14 protein-coding genes and 1 riboswitch are annotated in these 16,260 nt (G+C 64.2%); of the genes, 7 read left to right on the forward strand and 7 right to left on the reverse strand.

Annotated elements, in window-relative coordinates; genetic code table 11:
• The 6 genes from NH14_RS05580 to NH14_RS05605 all read right to left on the reverse strand — a co-directional run bounded on the left by NH14_RS05580 (window position 1) and on the right by NH14_RS05605 (window position 6,278).
• Window positions 1-762 (reverse strand): sulfite exporter TauE/SafE family protein, encoded by a 762-nt coding sequence (locus NH14_RS05580; RefSeq protein WP_035528900.1) that lies wholly within the window; start codon window positions 760-762, stop codon window positions 1-3.
• Window positions 759-1,808 (reverse strand): phosphate acetyltransferase, encoded by a 1,050-nt coding sequence (gene pta / locus NH14_RS05585; protein WP_052148169.1) that lies wholly within the window; start codon window positions 1,806-1,808, stop codon window positions 759-761. The genes NH14_RS05580 and pta overlap by 4 nt, the downstream gene beginning before the upstream one ends.
• A 90-nt stretch (window positions 1,809-1,898) precedes the next feature.
• Window positions 1,899-3,710: a sulfoacetaldehyde acetyltransferase gene (gene xsc, locus NH14_RS05590; protein ID WP_035528901.1), complete on the reverse strand. Its 1,812-nt coding sequence runs from the start codon at window positions 3,708-3,710 to the stop codon at window positions 1,899-1,901.
• Window positions 3,711-3,856: 146 nt separating this feature from the next.
• Window positions 3,857-4,261: a nuclear transport factor 2 family protein gene (locus NH14_RS05595; RefSeq protein ID WP_035528902.1), complete on the reverse strand. Its 405-nt coding sequence runs from the start codon at window positions 4,259-4,261 to the stop codon at window positions 3,857-3,859.
• Window positions 4,262-4,416: 155 nt separating this feature from the next.
• Window positions 4,417-5,991 carry a MocR-like pyridoxine biosynthesis transcription factor PdxR gene (gene pdxR / locus NH14_RS05600; RefSeq protein WP_035528904.1) on the reverse strand — a complete coding sequence of 525 codons (1,575 nt, stop codon included), beginning with the start codon at window positions 5,989-5,991 and terminating at the stop codon, window positions 4,417-4,419.
• An 86-nt stretch (window positions 5,992-6,077) separates the two neighbouring features.
• Window positions 6,078-6,278, reverse strand: a complete 201-nt coding sequence (locus NH14_RS05605) for a hypothetical protein (RefSeq protein ID WP_035528908.1) — start codon at window positions 6,276-6,278, stop codon at window positions 6,078-6,080.
• A gap of 167 nt (window positions 6,279-6,445) precedes the next feature.
• Here NH14_RS05605 and NH14_RS05610 point away from each other — a divergent pair, with 167 nt between their 5' ends.
• The 4 genes from NH14_RS05610 (at window position 6,446) to NH14_RS05625 (ending at window position 10,783) form a co-directional block, all read left to right on the forward strand.
• On the forward strand, window positions 6,446-7,300 hold the full coding sequence (locus tag NH14_RS05610; RefSeq protein WP_244143448.1) for an ABC transporter permease: 855 nt from the start codon (window positions 6,446-6,448) through the stop codon (window positions 7,298-7,300).
• Window positions 7,301-7,324: 24 nt separating this feature from the next.
• The gene (locus NH14_RS05615) at window positions 7,325-8,344 is read left to right on the forward strand and encodes a taurine ABC transporter substrate-binding protein (RefSeq protein ID WP_035528911.1); all 1,020 of its coding nucleotides are present in this window, start codon (window positions 7,325-7,327) and stop codon (window positions 8,342-8,344) included.
• 63 nt (window positions 8,345-8,407) lie between these two features.
• On the forward strand, window positions 8,408-9,145 hold the full coding sequence (locus tag NH14_RS05620; RefSeq protein ID WP_035528914.1) for an ABC transporter ATP-binding protein: 738 nt from the start codon (window positions 8,408-8,410) through the stop codon (window positions 9,143-9,145).
• Window positions 9,146-9,374: 229 nt separating this feature from the next.
• Window positions 9,375-9,487, forward strand: a riboswitch (glycine riboswitch).
• 42 nt (window positions 9,488-9,529) lie between these two features.
• Window positions 9,530-10,783, forward strand: a complete 1,254-nt coding sequence (locus NH14_RS05625; RefSeq protein ID WP_035528917.1) for a D-amino acid dehydrogenase — start codon at window positions 9,530-9,532, stop codon at window positions 10,781-10,783.
• A gap of 118 nt (window positions 10,784-10,901) precedes the next feature.
• On the opposite strand, the gene NH14_RS05630 is transcribed toward NH14_RS05625, so the two are convergent.
• Window positions 10,902-11,864 carry a LysR family transcriptional regulator gene (locus NH14_RS05630; protein ID WP_084225623.1) on the reverse strand — a complete coding sequence of 321 codons (963 nt, stop codon included), beginning with the start codon at window positions 11,862-11,864 and terminating at the stop codon, window positions 10,902-10,904.
• Between the two features lie 179 nt (window positions 11,865-12,043).
• Here NH14_RS05630 and speB point away from each other — a divergent pair, with 179 nt between their 5' ends.
• The 3 genes from speB (at window position 12,044) to NH14_RS05645 (ending at window position 16,236) form a co-directional block, all read left to right on the forward strand.
• Window positions 12,044-13,018 (forward strand): agmatinase, encoded by a 975-nt coding sequence (gene speB / locus NH14_RS05635; RefSeq protein WP_035528922.1) that lies wholly within the window; start codon window positions 12,044-12,046, stop codon window positions 13,016-13,018.
• A gap of 97 nt (window positions 13,019-13,115) precedes the next feature.
• Window positions 13,116-14,630: an aldehyde dehydrogenase family protein gene (locus NH14_RS05640; protein WP_035529216.1), complete on the forward strand. Its 1,515-nt coding sequence runs from the start codon at window positions 13,116-13,118 to the stop codon at window positions 14,628-14,630.
• Window positions 14,631-14,703: 73 nt separating this feature from the next.
• Entirely contained in the window at window positions 14,704-16,236 is a 1,533-nt protein-coding gene (locus NH14_RS05645; RefSeq protein WP_052148186.1) for a purine-cytosine permease family protein, read from the forward strand.
• Window positions 16,237-16,260 lie beyond the last annotated feature (24 nt).

Consider the following 16,260-nt stretch of genomic DNA (forward strand, 5'->3'; position numbering starts at 1 on the left):
TCAGCCGATCATCTCCTTCACCGCGCAGAGCACGAGCGAAGCGCCAATCACCATCAGCACGCCGAACGCGAGCCTGCGCATCGCGATGGAGGAAAGCGGAGGCGGGTAGTGGCGCGCCGCGACCGTCATCAACATGACGACCGGCGCGGCCAGCGCGGCCTCGATGCAGATCGAGGCGGGCAGCGCGCCTTCCCAGGCGCTGAACAGCACGCGCGTGAGCGACGTCACCGTGAAAATCACGATCAGCGCGCAGCGAATCTCGATCAGCTTGAGCGGCTGGCGATAGAACTGGAAGATGAGCGGCGGCCCCGACACGCCGAACATGCCGCTCAGCAAACCGCCGCATACGCCGCTCACGAAAAAGCTGCGGTCTCCTGAACGCTGCGCGAGCGGCGCGGGCCGCAACGCGGCGCTCAGGCCGCCATACAGCACGACCGCGCCTAGCAGCAGTTGCAGCACGCCCGAAGCCGCCGTGCTCAGGTAATCGAGCAGCAGCACGCCCACCACGACCGAGGGCAGCACGCCGAGCGTCGCAGCGCCCACGGCGCGCCAGTCGATATGGTGTAGCTTGCCGGGCAGCGCGGCCGCGCTGTTGGCAAGCGTGACGAGACTCATCAGGGTAGCGATGCTGGCGATGGGCGCGAGGCTGAAGCCGCTGGTTGCGCCCATGACGATCATGCCGAGGCCGAAGCCGGTAATCGTCTGAAAATAACTGGCGGCGCCAATCACGGCGATCAGCGCCAGGACCTTCTCATGCGTCATGCTGCGTGCGGTTCCTGCGAGTGGGTAGCGGGGCGCGGGCGGGCCGCCTGGGCCGCTTGCGCCTGGACCGCCGTGGTGGCGATCACGTAATAGATGTCTTCGGGCGAGCAGCCGCGCGAAAGGTCGTTGGCGGGCCGGTTGAGGCCCTGCATCAGAGGGCCGATGGCCTTCGCGCCGCCGAGCCGCTCCGCGAGCTTGTAGCCGATATTGCCCGCGTCGAGATTCGGAAACACCAGTACGTTCGCGTGGCCGCCGCACTGCGAATGCTCGATCTTGCGCTCGGCGATCTCGGCCACGAGTGCCGCGTCGAGTTGCACGTCGCCGTCCACGCACAGCGCGGGGCGCTGCTCGTGCACGCGGCGCGTCGCCTCGATCACCTTGTCCACGCTCGCGTGGTGGGCGCTGCCGCTCGTCGAGAACGACAGCATCGCCACGCGCGGCTCTTCCATCAGCAGGCTGCGCGCGCTGTCCGCGGCGGCCATCGCGATCTCGGCAAGCTGCGCCGCGTCGGGGTCCACCACGAGCGCGCAGTCGGAGAAAATCAGCCCGCCTTTATAGCGGTGAAACGGCTCGCACAGCATCATCAGGAAGAAGCTCGATACGAGCTTGAACGACGGCTCGACGCCGATCAGCTGAATGGCCGCGCGCACCACGTCGGCGCTCGTGTGGACGGCGCCGGCCACCGAGCCGTCCGCGTGGCCGAGACGCACCATCAGGTTGGCAAAGACGAGCGGCTTCGCGGCTTCTTCCCGCGCGAGCGCGGGCGTCATACCCTTGGCGCCGCGCAACGCGACGAGTTCTTCGGCGAACGCGGTGCGCCAGGCGCTGGTTTGCGGGTCGATCAGCGCAATCTCGCCAAGGGCGACGGACTCGCGCGCGGCGGCGGCGCGGATGGCGTCCGGCTGGCCAACCAGCATGATGCGCGCGATGCCTTCCTGGCTCGCCCGGGCCGCGGCGGCGAGCACGCGCGCGTCCTCGGCCTCGCAAAGCACGATGCGCATGGGAGCCTGGCGGGCGCTTTCGACGATGCGGTTCAGGGCTTTCATGATTTCATGGGATTCAGATAAATAAGGCAACATCCATACGTGAAAAACCCGCGCGCGCCGGGTGGACGCGCGCGGGCCGCTGCTTGCCGCTTAGACGAAGTCCTTGTACTTGTCGAGCATACGCACGGGCTTCGAGAGCGCGTCGCGGCGGAACGGATCGCCAAGTTCACGCGTGCACATGATCTCGACGATGGTCGTCTTGCCGTGATTCATCTGCAGATCGATTGCGCGCTTGAGCGCCGGGCCCACGTCCTCGAGCTTGTCCACGACGATGCCTTCCGCGCCCATCGCCTTCGCAATGCCGGCGAAGCTCGGGCTTTCCAGCTCGCCCGCCACGAAGCGGCGATCGTAGAAGTCCACCTGGTTCTTCTTCTCCGCGCCCCACTGGCGGTTATGGAACACCACGGCGGTCACCGGAATGTTGTGGCGCACGCAGGTGAGCGTTTCCATCAGGCTCATGCCCCAGGCGCCGTCGCCCGCATACGAGATCGCGGGGCGGTGGGGCGCGGCCACCTTCGCGCCGATGATGGTCGGGAACGCGTAGCCGCAATTGCCCCAGCTCATCGCGGCGAACAGGCTGCGCGGCTTGTTAAAGCGCAGATAGCTGTTGGCGACCGAGTTGATGTTGCCGATGTCGGTGGACACCATGACGTCCTCGGGCATCGCCTTTTCCAGTTCGCGCAGCACCTGGCGCGGGTGCAGATACTCGCCGCCCGTGGGCGTGCGCTCGTGCTTCTGCTCTTCGATCATGTCGAGGCTGTAGGCGTCGCGCTCGTGCGTCCACGAATCGAGCTCTTTTTCCCACGCGGCCTTTTCGCTCGCGATCTGGTCGGCGCGTTCGCCGCGCGTGGCGTCGCTCACGAGCGTGCGGTTCGCGAGACGCTCGGTGAGCGCCTGCGCTGCTGCCTTCGCGTCGCCGCAAATGCCCACCGAGATCTTCTTCACGAGGCCGAGCATCTTGTGGTCGGCGTCGATCTGGATGATCTTCGCGTCCTTTGGCCAGTAGTCCATACCATGTTGCGGCAGCGTGCCGAACGGTCCGAGACGCGAGCCCAGCGCGATCACAACGTCGGCGCGCGAGATCAGCTTCATGGCGGCCTTCGATCCCTGGTAGCCGAGCGGGCCGCACCAGAGCGGATGGTTGGCCGGGAACGAGTCGTTGTGCAGGTAGCTGTTGACGACCGGCGCGCCGAGGCGTTCGGCGAGCGCCTTGCATTCCTCGACCGCGTCGCCCATCACGACGCCGCCGCCCGAGATGATGACCGGGAACTTCGCGCTGGCGATCAGATCGGCCGCTGCGTTCAGGCTTTCGTCGCCGCCGGGGCCGCGGTCGAGGCGGCGCGGCTGCGGAATCTCGGCCTTGATCTTGCCGTAGAAATAATCGCGCGGAATGTTCAGCTGGGTCGGGCCCATTTCGGACATCGCCCGGTCGAAGCAGCGCGCCGTGTATTCGGCCATGCGCGCGGGGTGGGTCACGTGGCCCTGGTACTTCGTGAACTCCTGGAACATCGGCAGTTGATTCGCTTCCTGGAAGCCGCCGAGGCCGATGCCCATCGTGCCCGCCTCGGGCGTGACGATCACGACCGGGCTGTGGGCCCAGTAAGCCGCCGCGATGGCGGTCACGCAATTGCTGATGCCGGGGCCGTTCTGGCCGATCACCACGCCGTGGCGGCCCGATACGCGCGAGTAGCCATCGGCCATGTGCGCCGCGCCCTGCTCGTGAACGACTGGAATGAGGCGGATGCCGGCGGGCGCGAAGATGTCCATCGCGTCCATGAACGCGGAGCCCATGATGCCGAACATGTCGGTCACGCCGTTGGCCGCGAGGGTTTCAACAAAGGCTTCGGACGGGGTCATGTCCTGCGGGCCGCTGGCCGCCTGGGTCGAGGTCTTTTCGCTCATCAACTGTCTCCGGTTGTCGTTTGACGGGATGCCGTGTATTCGATGCTATTCGGCGTCCCGTGAGGGTCAAGGAAATCTGTGTTCAGTGGATAAAACTGAAATGAAATGGAACGATTCGTTTCAAAACGCCCGAGCGTTGCGCGGACTCACGCCGGAAGCTTCGGGCGTTCCTTGCGGAACGCGCGCTTCACGGCAATTCGTCCGTCGCGGAACTCGAAGAGATCGCAGCCTTCGGCTTCGATGCGCCAGCCTTCTGCATGGGTGCCCGTGAACACCCATTCGGACACGCCGCGATCGCCCGCGACGTAGTGGCGGCCCGAGCCCCAGTGGGCGTCTGGAAAGGTGCGAAAGACCGCTTCGAAGGCGGCGCGCACCGCCTCGCGTCCCACGAAGCGGGTGCCGTAGACTTCGGGGCCGCCAGCCGCGTCGAATACGCAGTCTTCAGTCATGAATTCCATCAGCGCATTGGCGTCATGACGGTTGAAGGCATCGGAAAAGGCGGCCAGCGTGTCGGCCGTGACGGTGGGTTGAGCGCTGAGCGTATCTGCCATACGTGTCTCCAGTTGAAAGCCGGGGCCGTGCGCGAGAACTCGCGTACGGCACGGTATATCGACACGTTATGGTTTGCTCGTCGGGCGCGGTAGCACCAGTGCGAATCTTTCGCCTGGGCCAGCGCGCAGGCAGACGCGGGGAGCGGCGGGAACGCTCAGGCGGGACGCTGCAGACGCACGACTTGCGCAAGCGCGCGCACGCCGGGTTCGATCTTGTCGAGCTCGATGGCGGAGAAGCCCATGCGGAACCACGGGCTGTGTTCGACCTCGTCGGCGAAGAATACGCCGCCGGGTTCGATCAGGATGCCGGCTTCGCGCGCGTCGTCGGCGAGGCGCGCGGAGTCGAGCCAGGGCGGGCCCTGCACCCAGCACGACGCGCCGCCGCCGATCGGCACATAGCGCACTTCGGGCAAATGCGTGTCGAGCGCCGCCATCAGCACGCGCGCCCGCTCCTTGTAGGCGTGGGCGAGGCGGCGCAGCAGCGCGTCGTGATGCCCGAGCGCGAGGAAGGTGGCGAAGGCGCGCTGGATATAGGCCACCGGGTGCCGCACCATCAGGCGGCGCAGCGCGCGCAGCTCGCGCACGAGCTCGGGCGGACCGACGACATAGCCCAGACGCAGGCCAGGCGCGAAGGTCTTCGAAAGACTGCCGACGTAGATCACGCGATCGGCCGTATCGAGGCTCTTCAAGGCTGGATGCGGCGTGCCGGAGAAGGTGTTCTCGCTCTCGTAGTCGTCTTCGATGATGACGAAGTCGTGCTGCTGGGCGAGTTCCAGCAGCGCGCGGCGGCGCTCGATGGGCATGGTGGCCGTGGTCGGGCACTGGTGGCTCGGCGTGACGAACACGTAATCGCAACGCGCAAGCGAGTCGGCCTGGCGCACCGGGTCGATCCCTTCGCGGTCTACCGGCAGTTCGAGCAGATTCGCCTTGCGGTTCACAAAGATATTGCGGGCATCGGGATATCCCGGATTTTCGAAGCCGACCGTGGTGTTTTTTCCGAACAGCAAGTCGGCGATGAGATAAAGCGCCTGCTGGCAGCCATTCGTAATGATGATTTCCTCGGGCATCGCGAACACGCCGCGCCGCGGCAACACCCGCGTGCGGATCTGCTGGATCAACGACTCGTCGTCGCGTTCGATCAGGTCGGGCGCCCAGTTGCGGATCTCCATGATCGACAGCGCCTTCAGGCAGCACTCGCGCCAGTCGTTGGTGGGAAATAGCGATTGGTCGAATTGCCCGTAAATGAACGGATATGCGTAGTTCTGCCAATTGGCGGGTTTGACGATGTTGCGCTGGGCCGAGGGCGAGCGCTGGATGCGCGATTTCCAGACCGGCGACAAAGGCGACGCCGCACCATTGGGCTCTACCGCGACGGCCTGATCCGCGCGCTGCTGCTCCCGCTGGTGCACGCGCTGCTGCGCCTGCTTTTGCACCGTCACGCCGTGCAGGCCCTCCAGCATGGCGGGGTTGACGAAGTGGCCGCTGCGCTCGCGCGAGACCAGATAGCCTTCCTCGACGAGCATCTGATAGGCGAGCACGACAGTATTGCGGGCGACGCCAAGCTGTTCGGCCAGCTCGCGGCTCGACGGCAGCGCGGCGTCGGGCGGCAGTTGTCCGTCGAGGATGGAGGCCACCAGCATCTCGCGAATCTGGTGCTGCAGACTGGTTTTCGACTCCGGTGACCGTCGAAACTGCTGGGCCCAAAGGGCGGACGGGGTGCGGGTCGGCATGCTTGCTCCTGTAGTGGGTGAGGGCGGTGAAAGTCTGGCGGTGAAGCCTGTTTGCGAGGGCGATAAATCGACCTGACATTCGGCCATTATCGGCCCACAATATTCAATAGGTGTCTTTCGAGTCGATTAGGTAAATTTCGGAGCGACGATTCGCAATGAACCTGCCTCACCGCGCTTTCGAGAAGCTTCCCGCCGCGCGGGCGGGCGCCGCCGTTGCTGCGGCGCAGCGCGAGCAGCGGCCGGGCGCGCGGATTGCTAGCGCCGTTCGAATAATCGAAGGAATCCATGGAGCCAGTTCATCTGGCGCTGGCTCCATCGGATCTTCCCGCGTGGTACTACCCGCCGTTTTATTGATTGAGAATCCTTGACTCAACGGGCGAAACGCAGATTAAAAAAATGGTGAAAAAAAGCGTTCCGCGGCGAGCTGATTGCATTTCAACTTGAGGAGACGGCGGTGAAAGCCTTACCCAGACTGACGAAAATGATGAAGCATCCCGCCGACACGCCTGTCGAGCCAGTGATCAAGATAAGGCGCGGACATGGCAAGCTCAATTCCTGGTGGCTCACGACCGCCGTTCTCGCGATCTGCGTCGTGCTTTGGCAGGCCGTATCGAAAGCCGGTATTTTCCCGTCCTTTGCGCTCCCTTCGCCGATAGCGGTGTGGCAAGCCTTCGTCGACATCGTCCATAACGGTTACGGCGGACAGTCGCTCGTCAGCGACATCCTAGTAAGTTGCTTGCGCATCGTTGTGGGTTTTGTCGGCGCGATTGTGATCGGCGTCCCCGTTGGCCTCCTGATGTCGCGAAACAAGATCGTATTCGACATCATCGACCCGCTGCTGCAATTCGTCCGGCCGGTTCCGCCGCTTGCCTATATTCCGCTGCTGGTGGTGTGGTTCGGCATCGGCGAATTGCCCAAGGCCATTCTCATTCTGGTCGGCACCATTCCGGTCATCATCATCGGCACCATGTCGGGCGTGAAAAGCACGCCGGCGCTGCGCATTTCGGTGGCGCGCACGCTCGGCGCGACCAACGCGCAGATCTTCCGCAAGGTCGTGCTGCCCTCGGCCATGCCGGAAATCTTCACCTCGATGCGCGTGGGCATCGGCGTGGCGTGGACCTGTCTCGTGGCCGCGGAACTGATCGCGGCAAGCAGCGGGCTGGGCTGGCTCGTGCAGTTCGCAGGACAAGCCTTGCAGGTTGCCATCGTGATCGTCGGCATCGTGATCATCGGGTTGATCGGGTATGCAATGGAGCTGGCGATTCGCAAGATCGAAAACATAGTCGTTCCGTGGCGCGGACATAACTGATCGGGTCATCCGAGGAGACGAAAAATGAAAAAGATGCAATGGATCTTTGGCGTAAGCGCGGCGCTGCTTGCCAGCAGCTGCCTGGTGCCGGGCGCGGCTTACTCCCAGGGCAAGCCCGAAGTCATCATCGGCTACGAGGACAACGGCGCCGATCCGTACATGGTGTCGATGGCCGAGCATCTGTTCGAAAAGCATATGAACGCCGACGTTCAGTACAAGCTCTTCAGCTCGGGCCCGGCGGCAATGAGCGCGCTGGCGTCGAACAGCCTCACGTTCATGTGCGGGCTTGGCGTGCCGCCGCTCGTCACCGCCATCGCCCAGGGCCTGCCAATGGCCATCGTGTACAACCAGGAGCGCTACACGAATGCGGCCGGCATCGTGGTGAAGCCCGATAGCGGCATCCACGACGTAGCGGGGCTGAAAGGCAAGAAGATCGCGATCGTGGCCGGCTCGCAGGCCTCCTTCGAACTCGCGACCTTCCTGGCGCAGGCGCATGTGCCGTATGAGTCGGTCACGCAGGTCAACATGGCGCCGCCGCAGATGCGCACCTCGTGGGTGACCGGCGCGATTGACGCGGCCATCGTCTGGGATCCGGTCTTCAGCGCGTTGCGCGCAGCGGGCGGCAAGGCCATCAAGACCGACGGCGACCTGCCGCGCGAAGCTTCCAGCTACAACGTCTGCATCGCCAACGCGGAATGGGCGAAAGCGCACCCGGACCTGGTTACTGGCTTCGTCAAGGCGCTCGACGCTGGCTATCAGGTGACGATGAAGAATCGCGACCAGGCCATCGCCGAAATGGCGAAGGCCACGGGCGTGACCGTGCCGGTCGCGACGAGCGAGCTTGCCGGTTACGAGTTGTTCTCCGGCGCTGACCAGACCACGCCCAAGGTGATGGGCATCGACGCAGGCGTGAAAACCTCGGCCACGTACCAGACGCTCGTGAATACCGCAAAGGTGCTCAACTCGATAGGGCGCATCACGTCCGTGCCGGCGAACTTCGACGCGAATGTCGCGCCGCAGTATGCGAAACCGCTGGCGCATTGACTCCGCATTTAGTCTTTCGCGCATTGATCCATTGACGGTCTGACCGTCGATCAGGAGACGAACTTGAACATCGTCATCGATTCCCTGTACAAGACCTTCGGCGCCACCACGGCACTGGAAAACATCAATCTGAGTTTCCGGGGCGGCGAATTCATCACCGTGCTCGGCTCTTCCGGCTGCGGAAAAACGACCTTGCTGCACCTGCTGGCCGGTCTGACGTCGCCCTCGCGGGGCACCATCTATATCGATGGCGAGGTCAAGGACGAGCCGGGCGCCGACCGAGTCGTGGTGTTCCAGCAGGCCGGTTTGTTTCCGTGGCTCACCGTGGAAGAAAACATCGAGTTCGGGCCGTCACTGCATGGAGTGTCCAAGGCGCAGCGGCGCAAGGATTCCGCGGAGATTTTGAAGATCATCGGCCTGGAATCGTTTGCCAAACACAAGCCCTATGAGTTGTCGGGCGGCATGCAGCAACGCGTAGCGATTGCGCGCGCGCTCGTCATGAAGCCGAAGGTGCTATTGATGGACGAGCCCTTCGGCGCACTCGACGCGCAGACGCGCAGTTCCATGCAGACGTTCTTGACGTCGTTGTGGGACCAGCTTCATTGCACGATCGTGTTCATTACCCACGACATTGATGAAGCGATCTTTCTTGGTACGCGGCTTGTAGTGCTTTCGGCGCGGCCGGGGCGCGTGGCGCTCGACGTGCCCATCGAGCTGGAGCGCCCGCGCACGCCGGATGTCGCGTTCGAGCCGCATTTTCTGGAGTTGAAGAAAACTGCGATGGGGATTCTTTCGCATTGATTGATGCGCCGCGTATCGAGGCGGACCGGAAACAGACCCAAAGTAGACCCGAAGCACACCGGAAGCCCGCCCGCATGGGGGCTTCGAAAAAACGCTTGCCACCGCAATAACGGCCCGCTATCGTTGCGCTGTTCGACGAGCTGCAGCGGGAGAGACCGTCACTGCGAAAGCACCTGACGGCGCCGACGGAGCAACCGCCCCGGAAACTCTCAGGCACAAGGACCCTGCAGCGAGAACATCTGGAGAGCGGCGCGAACGCGCCCACCGAAGGAGATTTCCGCACGGGCGCGTCCAGCGCCCGCCCGGAAAGAAACTCTCAGGTACATGGACAGATGGGGCACAGGTGTCGGAAACGACAGTGCTCAATCTAATCTGGACCATGTCATGTCACGAATCGCCATCATTGGCGCCGGGATTACCGGCGTCACGACCGCTTACGCCCTTGCAAAGCGCGGTTTTCGCGTTACCGTGTTCGAACGCCATCGCTACAGCGCGATGGAGACCTCGTTTGCGAACGGCGGCCAACTCTCCGCATGCAACGCCGAAGTCTGGAACAGCACCGCCACCGTTCTCAAAGGCCTGCGCTGGATGCTCACGCGCGACGCGCCGCTGCTCGTGAACCCGCTGCCGGGCTGGCACAAATACTCGTGGATGGCCGAGTTCCTGCGGCAGATTCCGAACTATCGGGCGAACACGCTCGAAACAGTGCGCCTCGCCATCGCGGCCCGCGAGCACCTGTTCGAGACCGCACGCAAGGAGGGGATCGAATTCGACCTGGAACAGCGCGGCATCCTCCACATCTTCCGGGACCGCAAGAGCTTTGACGCTTCCGCGAAGGTCAATGCCATCCTGAACAAAGGCGGACTCGACCGCAGGCCCGTGACGGCGGCCGAGATCCTGCAGATCGAGCCCACGCTGGAAGGCGCGTTTTACGGCGGCTTCTTCACGCCCTCCGATTCGACCGGCGATATCCACAAGTTCACGCGCGGCCTGACGCAAGCGTGCGTGCGGCACGGCGTGAAGTTCCACCACGACACGCAGATCACGGCGATTCGGCGTGATTCGGACGGGGCTTTTACCGTATCGGCGGCGGAGCAGGGTGCTTCGCATGACGAAAGATTCGAGCGCATCGTCGTTTGCGCAGGCGTCAACAGCCGCACATTCGCGTCGATGCTGGGCGACCACGTGAACGTGTATCCAGTGAAGGGCTATTCGATCACCGTCTGCCTCGACGACGAGACGAGCCAGCGCGCGGCGCCATGGGTCAGCCTGCTCGACGAGAGCGCCAAGATCGTCACGAGCCGGCTGGGCGCCGACCGCTTCCGCGTGGCCGGCACGGCCGAAATCAACGGCTTTAACCGGGACATTCGCGCGGACCGCGTTGCGCCGCTCGTCGAGTGGACGCGGCGCCTGTTCCCGCAGGTCAGCACCTCGCGCGTGATCCCGTGGGCGGGACTGCGGCCCATGTTGCCGAGCATGCTGCCGAAGGTCGGCCGGGGACGCATGCCGGGCGTGTTCTACAACACCGGCCACGGGCACCTGGGCTGGACGCTGTCGGCGGCAACGGCGGAGAACGTCGCCGCGCTGATCGAGGGCATGGCGGGCAGTGAGCGGGGTGTTCGCTTCGCGGCCGCCTGAGCGGCACGGCATAGCCGCTTGACTTGGCTGCTTGAATTAGCTGCTTGAATGGGCCGCAGCACACCATGGCCGCCCGCGTGAGCACGCGGGCGGCGTGGCTATGAACGGCTATCGGCGGCTATTTGCGCGGCGCAGGCCGCTTTTCGTCTGCGCGCTGGTCCGCGTGCCGGTCTGCGTGTTCATGCACCCAGACTTCGTGCAGGTCCACCATGAAGGCCTGCAAAATCGAAGGTACGGCTGAAGCCCGGCGCGTCGCCGCGCAAAACGGCGACTGCATGCCGAACTGCCCAGGTCCGATGCGCCGCATCTCGTCGCGCTCGACCCAGCGAGCCGCGTAGTGATTGGGCAGGAATCCTATATACGCGCCCGAGAGAATCAGGATCGCCTGAGCCTCGACGTTGTCGACGGTCGCCGCGGCCTTGCTCGCACTCAGCATCTTCAGATCGTGCTGCTGCAAGTAGCCGCGCGCGGCGATGCGGCTCGCGGCGATGGCTTCTATCGGAATGCCGTTTTCCCGTGCGTCGGCAAAGAGGGGATTGCCCTTGCCGCAATAGAGCCCATCGGGCTCGAGATAAAGCTCGGTGTAGGCGAGCCCCGGCACGTGGATCGGAAAGTGGCCGATGGCGACATGGAGCCGGCCGTCGAGCACGCGCTCTTCGAGTTCCGCCGGCGTGCCGACGTAAACGTCGACATGCACGTCGTCACCGCGCGAGACAAACTTCTGCAAGGCTCGCGGCAACGGCGAGGCGTGGTCTGTCACCGTATTGTCGATGATGCCCAGATAGAGCCTGCCTGCGATATGTTGCTTGAGCGCATCCGTGTCCATGCAGAACGCCTCCACGGCCACCTGCAGGCGCTGGGCCGCCTCATAGGTGGCAAGGCCGTGCTCGGTCAGGCGGAAGCCGCCGCGTCCGCGCTCGCACAGCTTGAGGCCGAGGCGCGTTTCCAGCGTGGTCATCTGCTCGCTGATGGTCGACTGGCTCACGTTCAGAGTCGCTTGGGCCGCGGAGAAGCCGCCGCAGCGCACGACATGCATGAAAACCCTGAGCAGTTTGAGATCGACGTCCTGCAGTTGCATCATTGCCCGCGTTCTCCCTGATCGCTTGCTTCGGATATTCCGATATGAATATCTGATACCCGGGATTTTTGGTCAAAAATAATACGCACATAGTGTCTCAAAGCGGCGGCCCGGCAGAAACCGGGTCGTTCACCGATTACGGGCTGGATCAGCCAGCGGATCGATTACACACGGAGACACTCATGCCGGGCAATACGTATGAAAGCGGGCGGCTGGACTTGCCGTTCGTTGGACATTGCACTTTCGCGAAATCGCCAGTCTGCCTCGACTGGGACCGCATCGACGCCGACGTGGCGATTCTTGGCGCCCCCAACGACATGGGCACGCAATGGCGCTCGGGCGCGCGCTTCGGGCCGCGCAGCATCCGCGAAGCCTCCACGCTGTTCTCGTTCGGCCACGCGGGCGCATACGACCACGAAGACGACGCGCTCTATCTGACGCGCGATCAGGTCCGCATGGTGGACGTGGGCGACGCCGACATTGTCCACACCGACATGGCCGCGAGCAACGCCAACATCGAAAGCGCGGTGCGCAAGATCCTCGCGAACGGCGCGATGCCCATCACGCTGGGCGGCGATCATTCGATTCACGCGCCCGTGATTCAGGCGTTCGAAGGCCGCGGCCCGATTCACATCGTGCACTTCGACGCGCATCTGGATTTCGTCGACGAGCGCCATGGCGTGCGCTACGGCCACGGCAATCCGCTGCGGCGCGCCTCGGAAATGCAGCATATCAGCGGCATGACGCAACTCGGCATCCGCAACGTTTCTTCGTCGAACCGCAGCGATTACGATGCGGCGCGCGCAGCGGGCTCGGACATCATGTCCGTGCGCGACGTGCGCCGGCTTGGCGCGCAAGGCGTGCTCGAACGCATTCCCGAGGGCCGCGCCTACTACATCACGATCGACATCGACGGCTTCGATCCGTCCATTGCGCCGGGCACGGGTACGCCGAGCCACGGCGGCTTCACCTACTACGAGGTGCTCGAAATCATCCAGGGGCTTGCCCGCCGCAGTCACGGCAACGTCGTGGGCATGGACCTCGTGGAAGTGGCCCCCGCATACGATCCGGCGGGCGTCACGCCGATTCTCGCGGCGCAACTGCTGCTGAATTCCATCGGCTTCATTTTTCACGCGCGCAGCCAGCGGCCGCGCTGAGTCATCGACGGTATCTGCAGCATTTACGCCGGCAACGGCACCCAAAAATGAAAGCGCGATGCGCCCGCACGGCGCCGCGCGATATCAGGAGACAACGATGGAATCCATCGTACGAAACTATCTGGAGCAATTCGGCGTGCGCGAGGAGACGCGGCGCTTTCTCGAGCAGCCACAGCGCATGCTGATCAACGGGGCGTTCGTGGCGGGCGGCGAGGGCGAAGTGCTCGACGTGGTCGAGCCCTCCACCGAAGGCGTCATCACGCAGATTCCGCTCGCCACGACCGCCGACCTCGATCGCGCGGTCGCGGCGGCGCGCACGCAATTCGACGGCGGCGCGTGGCGGCGTCTGAAGCCGCTCGAACGCGAGCGTCTGCTGCACCGCCTCGCCGATCTCATCGAAGCCCACGCCGACGAACTCGCCGAGATCGAGTCGATCGACGTCGGCAAGTCGGTGGCGAATGCGCGCGACGTGGACATCCAGGGCACCATCGATACGTATCGCTATTTCGCGGGCTGGGCTTCCAAGCTGCACGGCCGCACTGTCGAGCCTTCGCTGCCCGGCCACTACCTGGCCTATACGCGCAAGGAGCCGGTGGGTGTGGTCGGCATCATCGTGCCCTGGAATTTCCCGCTGCAAACCCTGGCGTGGAAGCTGGCCGCGGCGCTCGCGGTGGGCTGCACCGCGGTGATCAAGCCCGCGGAGCTGACCTCGCTCTCGACCTTGCGCTTCGCGCAGCTAGTGAAGGAAGCCGGCATTCCCGATGGCGTGGTGAACGTGGTGACCGGGCGCGGCAATGTGATCGGCGCTGCAATGGCGCGCCACCCCGGCATCGACAAAGTGACGTTCACCGGCTCCACGGCGGTGGGGCGCGACGTCGGCAGCGCAGCGGTCGACGGCGTCAAGCGCATCACGCTCGAACTGGGCGGCAAGTCCCCGGTGCTCGTGCTCGACGACGCGGACGTCGAGGGCGCCGCACGCGCGGTGGCCAATGGCATGTTCTTCAACTCGGGGCAGGTGTGCGACGCGGGCAGCCGCCTCTACGTGCAGCGCGGCGTGCACGAGCGCTTTCTCGCCGCGCTTATCGACTACACGCGCACGCTCAAGATCGCGCCGGGTCTCGATCGCGACTGCTTCATCAGCCCGCTGGTTTCGGCGCAGCAAAAAGCGCGCGTGACGTCCTGGATCGAAACAGGCCGGCGCGAGGGCGCGGAACTGGTGTACGGCGGTCGCAACGTGGAAGGCTCCGGTTATTTTGTTCAGCCAACGATCTTCGCGCATTGCCGTCCGGATATGCGCATTGTGAAGGAGGAGATTTTCGGCCCCGTGCTCGTGAGCGCGCCGTTCGACGATTTGAACGAGGCGATCGCGCTCGCCAACGATACGCCCTATGGACTCGCCGCGGCGATTTATTCGCGCGATCTGAACCGTGTCCATGCGCTGGTGCCGAAGCTGCGCGCGGGCAGCGTCTACGTGAACGCACACAGCACGATCGATCCTGCGATGCCGTTCGGCGGCTTCAAGGAGTCGGGCTTCGGCAAGGACCTCGGCGCCGAGCAGCTCGACTCGCTGATGGAGACCAAAGCCGTCTGGATCACGCTGAACGACGCGTAGGGCGAGGGTCGCCCTCGCATCTCATCCAAGCTTATCTTTACGCAGCATCGTCCATTACGACATGGGGCACACGATGGAAGCACACGACAGAGTCGCAGCAACGATCGCAGCGCCAACGGCCGCCGCCGGCGAGCAGGGCGCGATCGAAGGGCATTCGATCGATTTCATTCCGGAGAGCGAACGAACTGACCGGCTATCGCACCAAGGACCGTTCTGGTTTCTCGGCAACTTCACGTTCTTCACCATGACAATTGGCTTCGTGGGGCCGAGCGTCGGGCTCAGCGCGCTATGGACCACGGTCGCCGGCACGCTGGGCATCATGTTCGGCACCTTGTTCATGGCGTTTCACGGCTCGCAGGGGCCGCATCTTGGTCTGCCGCAGATGATTCAGTCGCGCGCGCAGTTTGGCTATCGCGGCGTGGTGCTCGTGCTGCTCGCCACGCTGTTCGTGTTCGCGGGCTTCAACATCGTGAACCTCGTGCTGATGATGCAGGGGCTCAAGGCGCTGTTCGGCTGGGACCCGCTCAAGGTGGCGCTCGTCGTCACCGTGCCGGCGGCGATTCTGGCGATTCTCGGGCATGACTGGATGCATCGCAGCTTCAAATGGGCGCTGTATCTCTCGCTGCCGCTGTATGGCTTCGTCACACTGGCGGTGCTCATGCACTGGGTGCCCGATCTGCCGCTGCCGGCGGCGCTGCCCGGCACGCCGCCGCCCGCGCCGCTTGGCTTCACCTTGACCGGGTTCATCACGCAGTTTGCCGCTGCCGCGAGCTACAACATCGCCTATGCGCCCTATGTGTCGGACTATTCGCGCTATCTGCCGAAGAACACGCCCAGCGGCCGGTTGATCGCCGCTGTATTCCTCGGCGCGTCGCTCTCGGGGGCGTGGATGATCGCGGTGGGCGGCTGGCTCGGCGACCACCTGCACGCCACCGATGTGCTGGTGGCGCTCAACCAGGTGGGCAGCGATCTGTCGCCGCGCCTCGGCAGCGTGGTGGTGGCGGTCACGATCGTGGCGTTCCTTCCCGTGATTGCGATGAACATTTACAGCGCGAAACTCACGGCAATCACCGGCCTCGATTCGTTCAGGAAGATCGAGCCTACGCCCCGGGTGCGCGTGCTGGCGATTCTCTTTGTCGTGGTGCTCCAGCTTGGCGTTGCGCTCAGCATCTATACGTCTGGCAGGGGGCTCTCGGTCCTGAACATCTATCTCGTCGTGATGCTTTACTTCCTCGTGCCGTGGACAGCCGTCAATCTCACCGACTACTTCTTCGTGCGCAAGGGCCGCTACGCGATCCCGCACTTCTTCATGCCGCATGACAACATCTACGGCATGTGGGGCGCGCGCGGCCTGATGTCGTATGCCATTGGCTTCGCCGCCATGGTGCCGTTCTTCTGCATTTTCGACGGCGCCAACGAAGTCTATGTCGGCCCGTTGGCGCGGGCGATGGGTAGCGTGGACCTCGCGTGGCTGGTCGGGCTGTTCGTCTCGGGCATCGCGTATTACCTGTTGAGCCGCTCGCTCGATCTGCGCCGCGAGGACGCGCTGATCTCGCACATCGAAAAGACCATGCCTCAGTACACCACGGGCGAACAGCGCTTCTGAGCGCGATATCGTCAGGATAACGAA

The organism is Paraburkholderia sacchari (genome assembly GCF_000785435.2).
In the GTDB taxonomy this organism is placed as follows: Bacteria; Pseudomonadota; Gammaproteobacteria; order Burkholderiales; family Burkholderiaceae; genus Paraburkholderia; species Paraburkholderia sacchari.